At 62.3% G+C, this 14,678-nt stretch carries 13 protein-coding genes and 1 tRNA gene; 11 read left to right on the forward strand and 3 right to left on the reverse strand.

The window, feature by feature from the left end; genetic code table 11:
• Positions 1–82: 82 nt before the first annotated feature.
• Positions 83–167, forward strand: a tRNA-Tyr gene (locus CHEJ32_RS0108845).
• 39 nt (positions 168–206) lie between these two features.
• Here the strand turns inward: CHEJ32_RS0108845 and xth are convergent.
• From xth to CHEJ32_RS0108860, 3 genes are read right to left on the reverse strand one after another with little or no spacing between them, the layout of a single operon-like run.
• Positions 207–983 carry an exodeoxyribonuclease III gene (xth, locus tag CHEJ32_RS0108850; RefSeq protein WP_028033551.1) on the reverse strand — a complete coding sequence of 259 codons (777 nt, stop codon included), beginning with the start codon at positions 981–983 and terminating at the stop codon, positions 207–209.
• Entirely contained in the window at positions 980–1,612 is a 633-nt protein-coding gene (locus CHEJ32_RS0108855; protein WP_034658094.1) for an alpha/beta family hydrolase, read from the reverse strand. Before CHEJ32_RS0108855 ends, xth begins: the two co-directional genes overlap by 4 nt.
• 29 nt (positions 1,613–1,641) lie before the next feature.
• The gene (locus tag CHEJ32_RS0108860; RefSeq protein ID WP_156936652.1) at positions 1,642–2,562 is read right to left on the reverse strand and encodes a LysR family transcriptional regulator; all 921 of its coding nucleotides are present in this window, start codon (positions 2,560–2,562) and stop codon (positions 1,642–1,644) included.
• 226 nt (positions 2,563–2,788) lie between these two features.
• Between CHEJ32_RS0108860 and CHEJ32_RS0108865 the strand changes: the two genes are divergently transcribed.
• The 10 genes from CHEJ32_RS0108865 (at position 2,789) to CHEJ32_RS0108910 (ending at position 14,578) form a co-directional block, all read left to right on the forward strand.
• Positions 2,789–4,846: a hydantoinase/oxoprolinase family protein gene (locus CHEJ32_RS0108865; RefSeq protein ID WP_028033554.1), complete on the forward strand. Its 2,058-nt coding sequence runs from the start codon at positions 2,789–2,791 to the stop codon at positions 4,844–4,846.
• Positions 4,847–4,856: 10 nt separating this feature from the next.
• A complete protein-coding gene (locus CHEJ32_RS24260; RefSeq protein WP_198023842.1) occupies positions 4,857–6,554 on the forward strand; it encodes a hydantoinase B/oxoprolinase family protein in 1,698 nt (565 codons plus the stop codon).
• An 8-nt stretch (positions 6,555–6,562) separates the two neighbouring features.
• Positions 6,563–7,669, forward strand: a complete 1,107-nt coding sequence (locus CHEJ32_RS0108875) for a Xaa-Pro peptidase family protein (RefSeq protein WP_084032731.1) — start codon at positions 6,563–6,565, stop codon at positions 7,667–7,669.
• Positions 7,669–8,724 carry an aminopeptidase P family N-terminal domain-containing protein gene (locus CHEJ32_RS0108880; RefSeq protein ID WP_028033556.1) on the forward strand — a complete coding sequence of 352 codons (1,056 nt, stop codon included), beginning with the start codon at positions 7,669–7,671 and terminating at the stop codon, positions 8,722–8,724. The genes CHEJ32_RS0108875 and CHEJ32_RS0108880 overlap by 1 nt, the downstream gene beginning before the upstream one ends.
• A complete protein-coding gene (locus CHEJ32_RS0108885; RefSeq protein WP_028033557.1) occupies positions 8,721–10,097 on the forward strand; it encodes an MmgE/PrpD family protein in 1,377 nt (458 codons plus the stop codon). The genes CHEJ32_RS0108880 and CHEJ32_RS0108885 overlap by 4 nt, the downstream gene beginning before the upstream one ends.
• Complete coding sequence (locus CHEJ32_RS0108890) at positions 10,094–11,080, forward strand: ABC transporter substrate-binding protein (RefSeq protein WP_028033558.1); 987 nt, start codon at positions 10,094–10,096, stop codon at positions 11,078–11,080. The genes CHEJ32_RS0108885 and CHEJ32_RS0108890 overlap by 4 nt, the downstream gene beginning before the upstream one ends.
• 109 nt (positions 11,081–11,189) lie before the next feature.
• Entirely contained in the window at positions 11,190–11,984 is a 795-nt protein-coding gene (locus tag CHEJ32_RS24265; RefSeq protein WP_051469557.1) for an ABC transporter ATP-binding protein, read from the forward strand.
• Positions 11,984–12,796 (forward strand): ABC transporter permease, encoded by an 813-nt coding sequence (locus CHEJ32_RS24270; protein ID WP_034658096.1) that lies wholly within the window; start codon positions 11,984–11,986, stop codon positions 12,794–12,796. The genes CHEJ32_RS24265 and CHEJ32_RS24270 overlap by 1 nt, the downstream gene beginning before the upstream one ends.
• Complete coding sequence (locus tag CHEJ32_RS0108905) at positions 12,793–13,572, forward strand: ABC transporter permease (protein ID WP_028033559.1); 780 nt, start codon at positions 12,793–12,795, stop codon at positions 13,570–13,572. Before CHEJ32_RS24270 ends, CHEJ32_RS0108905 begins: the two co-directional genes overlap by 4 nt.
• Before the next feature lie 10 nt (positions 13,573–13,582).
• The gene (locus CHEJ32_RS0108910) at positions 13,583–14,578 is read left to right on the forward strand and encodes an amidohydrolase family protein (RefSeq protein ID WP_028033560.1); all 996 of its coding nucleotides are present in this window, start codon (positions 13,583–13,585) and stop codon (positions 14,576–14,578) included.
• Positions 14,579–14,678 lie beyond the last annotated feature (100 nt).

Consider the following 14,678-nt stretch of genomic DNA (forward strand, 5'->3'; position numbering starts at 1 on the left):
AGGCGCTCACGAAAGACAGACGCATTGACCTGCGTGCATGTTTTTCCCAAATAGATCCCGCGTGCTACATGCCGCGCGGCTCGGAGGGGTGTCCGAGTGGTTAAAGGAGACGGACTGTAAATCCGTTGGCTTCGCCTACGCTGGTTCGAATCCAGCCCCCTCCACCATCCTGCTTTGATGGTTTCCAATGTCGGGACGGTTGACCGTCAATCGAGATCAAGTTCGATCCACACAGGCGCATGATCGCTTGCGCCGTCGCGGCCTCTGACCTCCCGGTCGACGCCTGCCCTGACGAGCTTTTCGCGCAAGTTCGCCGTCAGCAGCAGGTGATCCAGCCGCAAGCCGGCATCGCGCTGCCAACGCAAGCGCTTGTAATCCCAAAACGTGTATATCCGCTCATCGAGGTGGAGAAACCGAACGGCATCGGTCCAACTCCGCCCGAGAAGCTGTTTGAAGGCTGCACGGCTCTCCGGCTGGATAAGAGCGTTGTCGCTCCATGACTTGGAGGGGTAGATGTCGAGATCGGTGGGCGCCACGTTGAAATCGCCCGCCAGAACGATGGGAGCGCCGGTTTTCCTGAGCGCGGTCGCGTGCCTTCGCAGGCGTTCCATCCACGCCAGCTTGTAGTCGAATTTCGGTCCGGGCTGCGGATTCCCGTTTGGCGCATAGATCGAGGTGATGAGAACCCCGCGGACAGCCGCTTCGATATAGCGGGCTTGCATGTCGGAAGGATCGCCCGGCAAACGCGTACGGGTAAGAACCGGCTCGCCGACCCGCGACAGAATCGCCACTCCGTTCCAGGATTTCTGGCCCTTCCAGACCGCGCCGTAGCCGGCACCCTCGATTGCATCCCGCGGGAATGCATCATCCGTCGCTTTCAGTTCCTGCAGGCAGACCACGTCGGGCTTGGACGACTGCAGCCAATCAAGAAGATTGGACAAGCGCTTGTTGACATTGTTGATGTTGAAAGTGGCAATCTTCATCGTGCAATGCGATCTGCCCATGCTGCCACGGCTCGCGCAACCGTACGCAGATGGTCGGCGCTGGAGTATCCGGACACGCTCTTTCGGGGCTTCAGGTCGTGATCGCCATCCTCGAGCCAGAGCATTTCGATCCGGTCGGACAAATCGTAAGCGGCAACCTCCTCGCGCGTTCCGAACTCGTCCCTGGTTCCCTGGCAGATCAAACTGGGAGTCTTGAGGTCGACCAGATGTGCGGTCCGCAACTGTGCCGGCTTCCCCGGTGGATGGAACGGATATCCGAGGCAGAGCAGGCCGGCGATTCGGTTCTTCGAGTAGAGGTCGTCGGCGATCATCGAGGCCACCCGACCGCCCATTGATTTTCCACCGATGATCAACGGTCCTGAGGCGCTGAGTGCATCGACTGCGGCGAGATATTCGGGTTTCAGCGATTCCGCCCGGGGTGGCGGCTTTCGTTGCCCGCTTCGGCGGCTAGCCATATAGACGAACTCGAAACGCGCGATGCGCAAGCCTTCCGCCGCCAAGGCTGCAGTGGTGGCGTTGAGAGAGGCCGAATCCATCGGCGCTCCCGCTCCATGGGCGAGCAAAAGGGTAACGGGTCCATCTTCCGGGCCGTCCAACAGAAAATCCATGATAACCCCTCTGTTTGGCCGGTCCTTGCTTACTGCCGGGAAGGATCGTCCGCCTTCAGATCGGAACGCAGAAACTCCATAAGCTGATCCGCGCCGCTGGACAGCTGCCTTCGAAGAGAAGCGATCTGGCGGATCTGAAACGTCAGCTCGGGGCCATCGAAATCAAGGATGGTAAGCAAGCCGCGCGCCACGTCCGCTTCGACGCTTCTGGCGAGCGAGCAGGAAATGCCGACGCCGGCTGCGACGAACTCGCGAAGGAAATGATATTCCGTCGCCTGTGCCGCCACTTTCACCTCGCCAATTCCTGCTGATGCGAGCAGCTTGGAAACGGCGCGGCCGAAGCGCGAGGATGGCGGCGGACCGACGAAATCATAGCGTTCGATCTCGCGCGGCTTGATCCGTTTGCGCCCCGCCAAGGGATGCGTCGGCGAGGCGACGAGCACCAGCTTTTCGAAGCCGATCACGTCCGAACGCAGCCCGCGCGTCTCCTCATTGCTCAGGAAGCAGCCCACATCGGCAATGCCGTCCCGAACCTCGTCGATGACGTCTTCCTGTTTGCCGATGCGCACCACCAGTTGAACTTCCGGATGGGAGAGGGCGAAACCTGTGATCTGCTGTTTCAGCGCGTAATTGGCGAGCGAGCGCTGGCAGGAAAGCACCACCCGATGGCCGGTTGCGTTCCGCAGCTTCACCACATCCGCACGCATGTCGTCGGCCTCTGCCAGAAGCTCGCGCGCATGCAGGAGGATGCTGCGGCCGAGATCCGTCAAGACCGGCTTGCGGCCGCGTCTGCGTTCGAAAACATCGCCGCCGACCATCCGTTCCAGTGCCCGGATATGCGCGCTGATCGATGGCTGCGCAATGCCGAAGCGATCCGCTGCAGCAGCGAAACTGCCTTCATCGACAATGGCGACGAACACTTCCATTCGCCGAAGGGTGACGTTCAACATGATCAAACATATAGCCTATAGCTTATCGAAGCGATAGCTGCCTGACCCGTTGCTCCTGCACGCGCTGTATCTGATCTTCCATCTCGACAAGCAGATGACGGTCCGACCGTCCGCTTGCCCGGCACAATAGTCATCGTTCCGGGGAAGGAGGATGAATGGCAGCGCGAGTTGGTAGGCGTTCCTTCGATCATCCCGGCGGACGGTCTCCGTATCCGGGGATGAGCGAATGAATGTAGTTGGAATCGATATTGGCGGCACTTTTACGGATCTCGTCGGCTATGTGGACGGAGCGATCGTCACCTCGAAAACCTCCACGGTTCCGGCCGATCCGACAAAGGGCATCGTGACGAGCCTGGAGCTCGCCGGATGCCGGACCGACCGTCTGGATGAGATCCTCCACGGCTCCACGATCGCCATCAATACCGTCCTCGAACATAAAGGTGCGCGCACCGCACTTATCACGACCAAGGGCTTCCGCGACGTCTATGCGATCGGCCGTTCGAACCGCATCGAAGCATTTAATCTTTTCTTCAAACGCCCGCAGCCGCTCGTTCCGCGCAGCCTGACCTTCGAAATCCCTGAGCGCATCCTTGCTTCAGGCGAAGTGCTTGAGCCTTTGGACGAGGGAGCACTGGAAGCCGTTATCCGCGAGCTCGATGCCGAGGACGTCCAGGCCGTGGCCGTTTGCTTCCTCCATTCCTATGCGAATCCTTCGCACGAGCGCCGGGTCGGCGAAATCCTGCGCAAGGCGCGGCCAAATCTCTTCGTGACGCTGTCGCATGAGATCCTGCGTGAATACCGCGAATACGAACGCACCTCGACCACTGCCCTCAATGCCTTTGTCGGCCCGCGCGTGGAAGGCTATCTGAAGCGTCTCGAAGGGCATCTGCGCGACGGCGCCTTTGGTGGCAAGATCCACATCATGCGCTCCAATGGCGGCGTGATGTCGATCAAGGTGGCGCAGGAGCAGCCGGTCTCCATGATGGAATCGGGTCCGGTTGCCGGCATGATCGGCGCCGGGCGCTTGGCGAAGCTCCTGGGGTTGAAGCGCTGCGTCGGCTTCGACATGGGCGGTACGACCGCCAAGTCCAGCCTTATTACGGACGGCGCACCGGCCATCGAGAGCGGCTATGTGATCGGCGATCATGCAAGTGGCCAGCCGATGCAGCTTCCAGTCGTCAACATCGTGGAGGTGGGTGCCGGTGGCGGCTCAATTGCCTGGGTTGACAAGGCGGGCGGCCTGCATGTCGGTCCGCAGAGCGTCGGCGCCGATCCGGGACCGGCATGCTACGGCAAGGGCGGACAGAACCCGGTCGTGACAGATGCGGACCTGATCCTCGGCCGGATCAATCCGCAGCGCTTCCTGAATGGTGGCATGCCGCTCGACAGGGCAGCGGCCGAACGTGCCATGCAGTTCAAGGTCGCCGGTCCGCTTCAGCTCAGCGTCACCGAAGCCGCACTCGGCGTCGCGCGGATTGCCGATGCGTCCATGTCGCTTTCGGTACGCGCCGTTTCCATCAACAAGGGCGTGGATCCAAGGGACACCGCCATGATCGCATTCGGCGGGGCAGGTCCGCTGCATGCGGTCTCGATTGCCCGCGAGATCCACATCCCGACGGTGATCATCCCGAAGCTGCCCGGCACTTTCTCTGCGCTTGGAATGCTCATGGCTTCCTGGCGGCAGGACTTCGTGCAGACGCTTATCGGGCGCATCGGCGCCTTGTCCACGGTGGAGATCGAGAGGGTTTTCAGCGAGCTGAGCGCCGCCGGACGCGAGCAACTCGAGCGGGACGGCATCGACACAGCTTCAGCTGATTTCCGCTTTTTCGCCGACCTCCGCTATGTTGGCCAGGAGCACGCGATCTCCATTCCGCTGGAGAATGTGGAGATGCTCTCGGGGGATACTTCGGAAATCCGCCGGCGCTTCGACCGCGAGCACGACCAGCGCTACAGTCAGTCCGCGCCCGACGAATCCCTCGAGATCGTCAGCCTTCGCCTGGTTCTGACCGCTGCCCGCAACGATGACGCGGCGGACGAATGGCTGTCGCGGCCATGGGTGCCGGAGGCTGAAGCCGAGGTGACTACCCGCGATGTGGTTTTCAATGATCCCGAAAAACCGCTTGAAACCAGCATCTATTGGCGTCCGGCATTGGCGGCGGGCACCACGCTCCGCGGACCGGCCGTGATCGAGGAGCCCAACTCCACGATCCTCATCCATCCCGGTGACGAAGTGCTGGTGACCGAGGCCGGCCACCTCGTGATCACGCTCGCCAAGAACGCCTGAAGGAAGAATGATGAAGCACGCCGATCCGATCACGGTTGAAGTCGTCCGCAATGCGGTCGTGGCCTATGCGGACGAAATGGCCGAGGCGCTCTGCAAGTCGGCCTATAACATGATGATCTATGAGGTGCGGGACTATTGCTGCGGCCTCATCGACACCGAAGGCCGCATGATCTCGCAGAACCGCGGCGGACTGCCGATCTTTCTCGCCGATCTCGGGGTCGCGGTGGAGGACGGTATCCGCAAATACGGCCTCGACGGTTTCTCGGAAGGCGATGTGCTCGTGATGAACCATGGCCATGTCTGCGGCCAGCATCTGAACAATGTCGTCGTCTACGCACCCTGCTTCCATGATGGCAAGCTGATTGGCTTTGCCGCAAACCGCGCCCACTGGGTTGATATCGGCGGCGGACGGCAGGGCTTCGGCTCGAATGCCACCACCGACATCTTCAGCGAAGGCCTGCAGATGCGATCGCTCAAGATCTACAAGGCAGGTGAGCTCAACGAGACACTTTACCAGATCATCAGCGACAATATCCGCTATCCGGAGGCAAGCCTGGGCGATCTGCGCGCGCAGGTGGCGTCCTGTCAGATCGGTGCGAAGCGCTATGCCGAGCTGGTTGGGCGTTATGGGCGGGAGACGGTCGAGGAATGCGTGAGCACCATTTGGGACCACACGGACCAGGCGGTGCGCCGCGTGATCGAACGCATTCCGGACGGCGTCTACACGGCCGAGAGTTTTCTCGACAATGACGGGCGGAATCTCGACACTCCGCTGCGCATCAAGGTGAGCGTGGCTGTTTCCGGTTCGACCATGACGGTCGATTTTTCCGAGATGCACCCCCAGGTGAACAGCCCCCTCAATTCGGGCCGCTCCGGCGGCATCGCCGCCGCGCGCGTGGCCTTCAAGGCGCTGACTTCGCCGGAGCTCGACGTGAATGAGGGCTGCTTCCGCGCCCTCAATGTCGATCTGCCGGACGGCACGATCCTTAGCGCCCGCCCGCCGGCGGCGCTCGGCCAGTGGAGTATTGCCCTGCCGACGGTGATCGACACCATCCTGAAGGCCCTTGCGCCGGCAGTGCCGGAGCTCATACCGGCTGCGCACAAGGGCGATATGGGCGGCTGCTCCTTCTTCGGCTTCTATGAGGATGGTTCGCGGTTCCTGCTCATGAATATCTTCGGCGGCGGCTGGGGCGGCAGACCACATGAGGATGGCGAGTCCGCAGCAGTCTCGGTGTGCCAGGGAGATGTGCGCAACACGCCGGTCGAGCTGCAGGAGATCAAATATCCCTTCATCATCGAGCAGCATGCGCTTCGGCCCGATTCGGGCGGGGCGGGAGAGCATCGCGGCGGGCTTGGGATCGCGCTTACTTACCGAGTGCTGCGCGATTGCCGTGGCAACATCAATTTCGACCGCACCGTCACACCGCCATGGGGCCTTCACGGCGGTAAGCAAGGGGCCGTCAGCGTGGCGGTCATCGAGCGCGCCGATGGCACGCTTGAGAAGGTGCAGAAGGCGACGGACGTGCAGTTCCGGGCAGGTGATCGGGTGACCTATCTGACCGCCGGCGGCGGCGGCTATGGCGATCCCAAGATGCGGAGCAGGGAACTGGTCGAGGAGGATATCGCCATGGGCATCGTTTCGCCGGAAGCGGCCCGCGCCGACTACGGCTACACCGAACTGCCGCAGAAGCTGGCCGCCAATTCGTGAGCGCTGCGATGAGCACCGCCGAGACGCGTAGGAAACGATTGGCGAGGGCGATGGCGGAGACCGGGCTGGATGCTCTGGTCCTCTACGGCAATGCCTGGCAGAACGACTATCTGCGCTATGCCGTCGATTTCGGCATCCTTGAGGGCGAAGGGATCGCGGTGGTGGGCCGCGACGGCGAGACGGCGCTCTATCTCGACCTTCCGATCGAGGCTGAACGCGCTTCGGTGGAGTGCCCCGAAGCCGATATTCGCCTTGCTTCGGATCTGGTAGGAGAGGTCGCGGCCGTCATCGAGCGTCTCGGCAACAGCCGGGTGGCTGCGGGACCTGCCCGCCATCTCCCCTATGGCCTGGTGCGGAGCGGCAAGCGTTTTGAGGACGCGACCGCGCTGATCGATCGCCTGTTGATGGTGAAGGCACAAGACGAGCTCGACTGGGTTCGCAAGGCTGCAGCTATCGCGGACGAGGGCTATGCCGTCTTTCGCGCCGCAGCGCGACCTGGCCGGCCGGATTACGCATTGATCGCGGAAATCGAAGCCTTCTTCCGCACCAAGGGTGTGGACGACAATTTCATGATCATCGGAGTCGGCGGGCCGGAGGTGCGCGGAATGGCGCCGCCCTCCGGCAAACTCCTGAAGCCCGGCGATATGGTCACGACGGAACTTACCCCGTGCATGGGCGGCTATTACGCCCAGATCTGCCGTACGCTCGTGGTGGGCGAACCTTCGCAGGCGCAGCAGCAGGCATTCTATATCTTCAAGGAGGCTCTGGAGGCGGGCATCGCCGCTGTGAAGCCGGGCGTGACGGCTGCCGATGTGGCCCGCGCGGAAAATGACGTCTTCCGTCGCTACGGTCTCGGCGACTATGTCACCAGCGAATATACCCGGGTTAGGGGACATGGGGTGGGGCTTTTCCCCGACACGAAGCCGCAAATCCTCGAGGATGTGACGACCACGCTCGAAGAGAACATGTCGATCATCGTGCACCCCAACACCTATCATCCGGAAGTGGGCTATATCGTGCTGGGCGACACGCTGATCATCGGCGCGGACGGTCCGGAGGTGCTTGCGCGCACCCCTCGCGAGCTATTTGCCGGCACGGCCGGAAAGGAGGGCTGATGCGACGCGGTCTCATGCTTTGGCGCGAGCAGGAACTTTCGGCAACGGACGTGCTGTCGCGCCAGCAGCGGCTGGAAGCCGCCATGAAGGCGGCCGGGCTCGATGCGTTTCTCGTCTATACCAATCATGTGCGTTCGGCGGGCGTGACCTACCTCACGGGGTTCACGCCGTACTGGTCCGACGCACTCCTTCTTATCGTTCCCGGAAAGTCGCCGCTCCTTTCCACCGCGCTTTCCAAGCGGGTCGGAAACTGGATCCGCTCGGTAAATCCCACATCCGAGGTCGCCCACTCGCCAAAGCCGGGCCGCCTCGTCGGCGAACGGCTCGCTGCCGCTGGCTGTCGCCGTATCGGCGTCCTGGAACTTGATCGTCTCCCGGCAGGGCTTGCCGAGGAAATCGCATCGGTTTCCGATGTCGAGTTCGTAGACGCCAGTGCAGTCTTTGCCGATGTGCGGGCAACGGCGGATCGGGCGGAACTCGACCTTGTGTTCCGGGCAGAAGCGCTTGCGCGTGAAGCACTTCAGGCGGTCGACCCGAACCAGGAGCGCGCTGGCGAAGCCGTCAGCCTTCTCGAACGCGTGGCGCGAGAGGCGGGCGCAGAGGAGTGCTATGTCGCCGTCGCGCCGGATCTTGAGAAGGACAGCCGTCTCGGGCGCCTCGGCAATGTACCCCTCGGGCGGCTCTTCGCGGTCCGGCTTTCGCTTGCCTATAACGGCGTCTGGATCCGCCTGACGAAGACATTCTCGCGTGACGCGGCGGTGCGCGAGCAGGTGCAAAAGCTGGAAGAGGCCTTTGCGGAGATGGCGCCGGAACTCGATCTGTCCGGCCCCCTGGGCCCACAGCTCTTGAAGATGGCCGATGTGAGTGCTTGGCGCCTGGAGGTTCCGAGCGGCACGTTGCCGCTGGCGGAGACGGCCAATGAGAGAGAGGACGTGGGAACGCGGGCTTCCTATGGCAATCTGAGCGCCGCGTTTCTGCTCGGCGGGGCCACCGTTCTTCTGGGAGGACCCGTCGGCCACCGTTTTTCGAGACCAGCCACGGAGGCTGCCGCTTGAACGCACGCGAATTTCTGGCGCCACTTGCCGCGATCGACGGGCAGGATCAAAAGCTGCGGTCCCTTGCAGGATTGCATGCCGCCGACTCCCTTGCCTGCCTGATTGCCGGCGCTCAGACGCTCGAAGGCCGCGCGCTGACAGCCTTCTATCGGTCAGACGGCGTCCCGGAACCATTTGCCGCCGCCGCGGCAGCCGCCGCTGTCATCCGCTTCACCGAGTGGGACGATATTCATGTTCCTTCCTGTGTGACGCCGGGGGCAGTGGCGGTCCCTGCGGCATTGGCATTTGCCGCTGACGAGGCATCCTTCTCGGCGGCCATGGCTTCCGGATACGCCATCGGCACCGCTTTGGGCGAGGCCATCGGCGGTGTTTCGGCGCTTCCTGAAACCTGGCCTGGATTGTTCGCCGCTCCCGCAATAGCTGCCATTGCGACTTCAACTGCGCTCGGCCTCGCCCCCGAGATCAAGGCGCAAGCGCTCGTCCTGGCACTTGCCGGAAGCTCAGGCCGTCATGGCCGGCCTTCCGGCACGCCTTCGGCCCGGTGGCTCGTCATCGGCGAGGCGACGTTGAAGGGCATCCGCGCCGCCTTTGCCGCACGCGCTGGGTTCAAGGGTGATCTTGACCTGCTCTCGCCCGGATGGCTGCGGGCTCAGAGCGGGGCCGCGGGGGAATGGCAACTGCCGCGCCCTGATGCGATCCGATCGGTTGGGCTGAAGCCCGTTGTCGCGGCGCGGCAAGGCATGAACGCCATCGAAGCCTTCCGCCGTTTGATCGCTGCAGGCATGGAGCCGGGGGCGATCGAGGAGATCCGCGTTTCGCTGCCACCCGCGGCCGTGGCGGTGGTAAGCCGCCCGCTCAATCTCGAAGACCGGCTTTCGACGATTGCCCATCTCGGCTTGCAGTTGGGTATTGCAGCATTCGAGCCCGAGCGCTTGAGCGATGTCGGCCGCGCGCTACCGTTCGGGCCTGATGCCCGGAGCTTGGCGGAACGCGTGGTTATCGTCGCCGATGAAGCCTTGTGCGAAGGGGCAGGCTGGCCCGCGAAGGTGGCCGTGCGAATCGGCGCCGAATGGGTCGAGCAAGCTTGCCCTTCTATCCCCGGCGAAGACGGAGACGAAAGTCGGGCGCGGGAATTTCTGGGGCGAAAATTCGTGTCAATCCGCGATGTCGATCCGAAAGCCGAGCGCGTCTTTGAAGCTCTGCTTGCAATGGAAACGGGGGCGGTCAGACGCGCATCCGAGATGCTGTATCAAGCGCTTGCGATCCAGGGCACGCGTGGGAATGCCACCCGCCCCAATGGCAGCTCGGTGCGGGAAACCATCGACAACGTGAAGCGGCGGTCGGGCCGCGAAACAAGGGAGGAAAGGCAATGATGAAGTTTTTGAAGACAATCGGCGCAGCCGTGACTGCCCTCGGGCTTGCCACAGGCTTGGCGCAAGCGCAGGCAGCACCCGAAAAGACCGACGTCACCATAGGCCTGCCGGTCACGACTTCAACCTTCATTCCCCTCTATCTCGCGGAGGCGGAAGGTTATTTCAAGGATGAGGGTCTCAACGTCCAGATCGTCGCCTTCAAGGGCGGGACGGACCTCGTGCGCGGCATGGTCGCGGGAGCCGTCGATGTGGGCGTCGGCGCTTTGTCGGAGGCACTTGTCGGCGTGGACACCGGGCAGGGCGTGAAGGTCTTCTATAGCGGTTTCAATATGACCGTCTTCGACTGGTATGCGGTGCCGAATATCAAATCGCTCGCCGATGCGAAGGGTGCGCGCTTCGGCGTGACGACCTTCGGTTCCTCCACCGATTTCCTCACCCGCTATGCGCTGACCATTCATGGCATCGATCCGCAAAAAGATGTGCAGATCATCCAGGGCGGAGGCTCGGCACCGCGGCTTGCCGCAATGGAAGCAGGCCAGCTTGACGTGAATATCTTCGCCACGCCGGAGAAATTCATGGCTGCGGAGCGTGGCTTCCATAAAATCATGAGCCAGAAGGAAATCGCGGAGGATTATCCGTTCCACGTCTTCTACGCGAAGGAGGATTTCCTCCAGTCGAGCCCCAACACCATCAAGGCTCTCCTTCGCGCTTATGTAAAAGGTGTGCGCCTGGCCAAGGCGAACAAGGAACGCGCCGTGGAAGTGCTGGTGGACAAGGTGGGCTTCGAAGAAAAATATGCCTCTCTCGGCTATGACGACTTCATCAACCAGATCTACGAGGATGGCCGTCTTCCAACCGAAGCGGGCATGAAGGCCTTTTGGGACATGGGCATCCAGAGCGGAACCTACAAAGAGGCTTGGCCGCTGGAGCGCTTCTGGGATCCCACCTATGTGGACAGCTTCAACGAATGGAAGCCCGAGTGATATCGCTCCCGGGTGTTTGCCCGGGGTGATCCCTGCGCCGGCCTAAGGCTGGCGCGGAAGCTGGTAAACCGAAATCGCGCTGGTACGCAGTGCAAGGGGAGAAGCGGCCATGGCCGAAATCGAGATCCGGAATCTGGGCATCGATTACAGGAAGCCGAACAGCGACGAACTTTTCGCCGCGGTGGATAACGTCAACCTCTCCGTGGGTGAGGGCGAATTCGTCTCGATCGTCGGATCGAGCGGCTGTGGCAAGAGCACGCTCCTGCTTTCGGTCGCTGGGCTCGTGAAGATTACCAGGGGCTCCATCACCATCGGCGGAAAGACGGTCACCGGACCCGGCCCGGACCGGGCGGTGGTCTTTCAGGACGCGTCGCTTCTGCCTTGGCGGACCGTGCTCGGCAATGTCCGCTTCGGGCTCGAGATGCAGCGCTGGACGGGCGGCGATCTCACCAAGCAGGCGATGTCGATGATCAAGCTCGTCGGACTTGCGCGCTTTGCCGATTACTACCCGCACCAGCTCTCCGGCGGCATGCGCCAGCGCGTGAATATCGCGCGGGCTCTTGCCGTCGATCCCGAGGTGCTCCTCATGGACGAGCCCTTCGGCGCACTTGACGCGCAGACGCGTGAGATCATGGGCGGCGAACTCCTGCGCATCTGGGAGAGCGACAAGAAGACCGCCCTTTTCGTGACGCACGACATCGACGAGGCGATCTTCCTCTCAGACAAGATCGTGGTGATGGGTCGCAATCCCGGCCATGTGAAGGAAGTGATCACGGTCGATCTCCCCCGGCCGCGCACACCGGAGATACTCGATTCCGAACGCTTCACGGAGTTCCGGCGAAGGCTGCGTGCCCATTTGGCCGCGGATATGGCCGGAATGCATTTCATGGAAGAGGCGGCGTGATGGCCATGGTCGCGACCTCCGCCCGCGACACGGGAAAGACGGGCACGGCGAAAGCCTGGCGTCCTGCTCGTTCCACAATCGTGAGCATAGTCTCCGTCGCCGTCTTCTTTATCCTCTGGCAAGTGGCTCCTGATCTGGGATGGGTCAATGGCCGCTTCACGAGCCAGCCGAGCCAGGTCTTCCTGGCTGCCATCGAGGTCTTGCTCAATGACGATTTCTTCTATCACGCTCGCATAAGCCTGACGGAGTTCTTCCTGGGCTTCGCGCTGGCGCTGGTCGTCAGCATTCCCCTTGGTGTCCTGCTCGGGACGTCCCAGACGGCCCGCTATCTGATCGATCCGCCCCTGATGGCGCTCTATATCGCGCCCACGCTCGTGCTTCTGCCGATCCTCGTCGTGTGGCTCGGCATCGGGATGGCGTCCAAGGTGGCCGTGGTCTTTTTGGGGGCGCTCTTCCCGATCGTCGTCAACACCATGGCCGGCATGCGGGAAGCGGACCCCAAGCTGATCCGCGCGGCCAGGTCTTTCGGCGCAAGTCGGCTGGACGTCTTCGTGCGCATTCTCGTGCCCGGCTCGCTGCCTTCAATTCTTACGGGCATCCGCCTTGCAGTCGGGCGGGCCGTGCTTGGCGTCGTGGTGGGCGAACTTTTCGTCTCCCAGGCTGGTATCGGCTATCAGCTCAACACCTATGGTTCGGCGATGCGCATCGACCGGCTGCTTGTCTACGCGCTCGTCGTCAGCGCCTTCGGTTATACGCTTACGGTGCTGGTCCGCGCTCTCGAGGGGCGGGTGCGCACATGGAGGCCCGAATGATGATGGACATCTTCATGCGCCGGCAGGCGCTTATCCTGGGCACGCTCTCTCTCGTTACCATCGTCGTCCTCTGGCAGCTGGTCGTTGATTTCGGGATCGTCAATCCCTTCTTCATCTCGACGCCCGGCGCGGTTTGGCAGGAGTTTCTCGTCCAGCTCAATGACGGGTCTCTCCTCACCAACATCCTCGCAACCCTCTATTCCTTCGCCCTGGCGCTTGGTCTCGCTGTCGCCGTGGGCATCGGGCTGGGCATGCTGTCGGGGTGGTTTCAGGATGTGGAAGCCGCGCTGGAGCCCTTCATCTGGTTCAAATATTCTGCGCCGACCGTCGCCTTCTATCCGCTTTTCATCGCCTGGCTCGGCTATGGCACGCCAACCATCGTGGCGATTGCCTTCCTCTTCGCGCTGACGCCGATCTATGCGAACACGCTTTCGGGCATCAAGAATGTAGATCGCGACCTGAAGCGGGCAGCAATCTCCTTCGGCGCCCGACCCTACGATATTTTTTTCCGGGTGGCGCTTCCGGGCTCCGTGCCGGTGATCGTGGCGGGGCTTAGGCTGGGCGTGGGGCGTGCGCTCACGGGCGTGGTCGTGGCAGAGCTCTTCGGAGCCAATGCCGGACTCGGCTATTCGATCGCCTATTATGCGCAGATGTTGCAGACGAACCGGATGATGGTGCCGATCGTGGCCGTGATCCTGCTCGGCGTGATCCTCACCCAGGCTCTGTCCTATGTCGAAAAGAAGACTGATGCCTGGCGCGTGACGCATGACAATTAAGGGCTGATCCATGAAAATCATCGACTCCCATTTTCATTGGTGGCCGCGCTCGGTCCTGGAGCACCTTCATAGGCGTCACGGCTTTCCCCGCGCCGACCCGAACGATCGTGGCGGATACACATACCAGGGAGCGGGCGGACGCAGCGGCACGGTTGCGAGCTGGGCCGAATGGTACGATCTCGACCGGCAGCTCGAAGCCATGGACGCGCTCGGCCATGAGGTTTCCGTGGTGCTTTCCATCGGCCCGTTATCGATCGCCTTCTCCGAGCTTCCGGTCGAGGAGGGGAGGGACCTCGCGCTGATGTGGAACGAGGAAATGGCCGGCGCGCAACGCCGCTATCCCGGCCGGGTGTGGGCGAGCGCGGCAATTCCGCTGAGCGATACGGGCGTAGCTCTCGATGTGCTTGAGCACGCCGTCCGCAAGTTCGGTCTCATGGGCGTCAATTTGCCGGGCAGCGTTGGGCGCGAGGGCAGGATCGACGAGGAGCGCCTGGAACCCTTCTATGCCCGCGTGGAAGAGCTCGGATTGCCGATGTTCCTGCATCCGACCGATGCCGTTTTCGCCGATCTTCTGGAGGGCTACAACGGCGCCCTTCACCTGAGTCTGGGGCGCGTCGTCGAGGTGAGCGCGGCAGCATCGCGGCTTGTGCTGTCGGGCTTGATGGAGCGTCATCCCGGCCTCAAGCTTGTGCTTTCGCACACGGGCGGTGCATTGCCCTACCAGTCCGGCCGCATGGACAAGAACTCTAAGACTGCGGGCCTACCAAAGCCTGTCAGCACCTATCTCAAGCGCATGTACACCGATACGGTCTCACCTCATGCGGCCGGCATGAAATTCGCGATCGAGTATTACGGCATTGACAATGTGATGTTCGGCACGGACTATCCTTGCTGGGATCCCGCGACCGCCTTGAGGCTATTGGGCGAACTGGCGCTTTCTCCCGATGACCAGGAAAAGCTGTTCCGAACCAATGCGCAGCGGATTCTAGGCCTGAAAGGCGCCTGACCAGCCTCAACCGGCCAACTCCCGGACACAGGAATCAATTATTTCAGCTTCAGTCGCCGACATGCCATTCAGGCCCAAGCACGGACTTGACCTCGGCGAT

It is taken from the genome of Chelativorans sp. J32 (assembly GCF_000518985.1).
GTDB lineage: Bacteria > Pseudomonadota > Alphaproteobacteria > Rhizobiales > Rhizobiaceae > Chelativorans.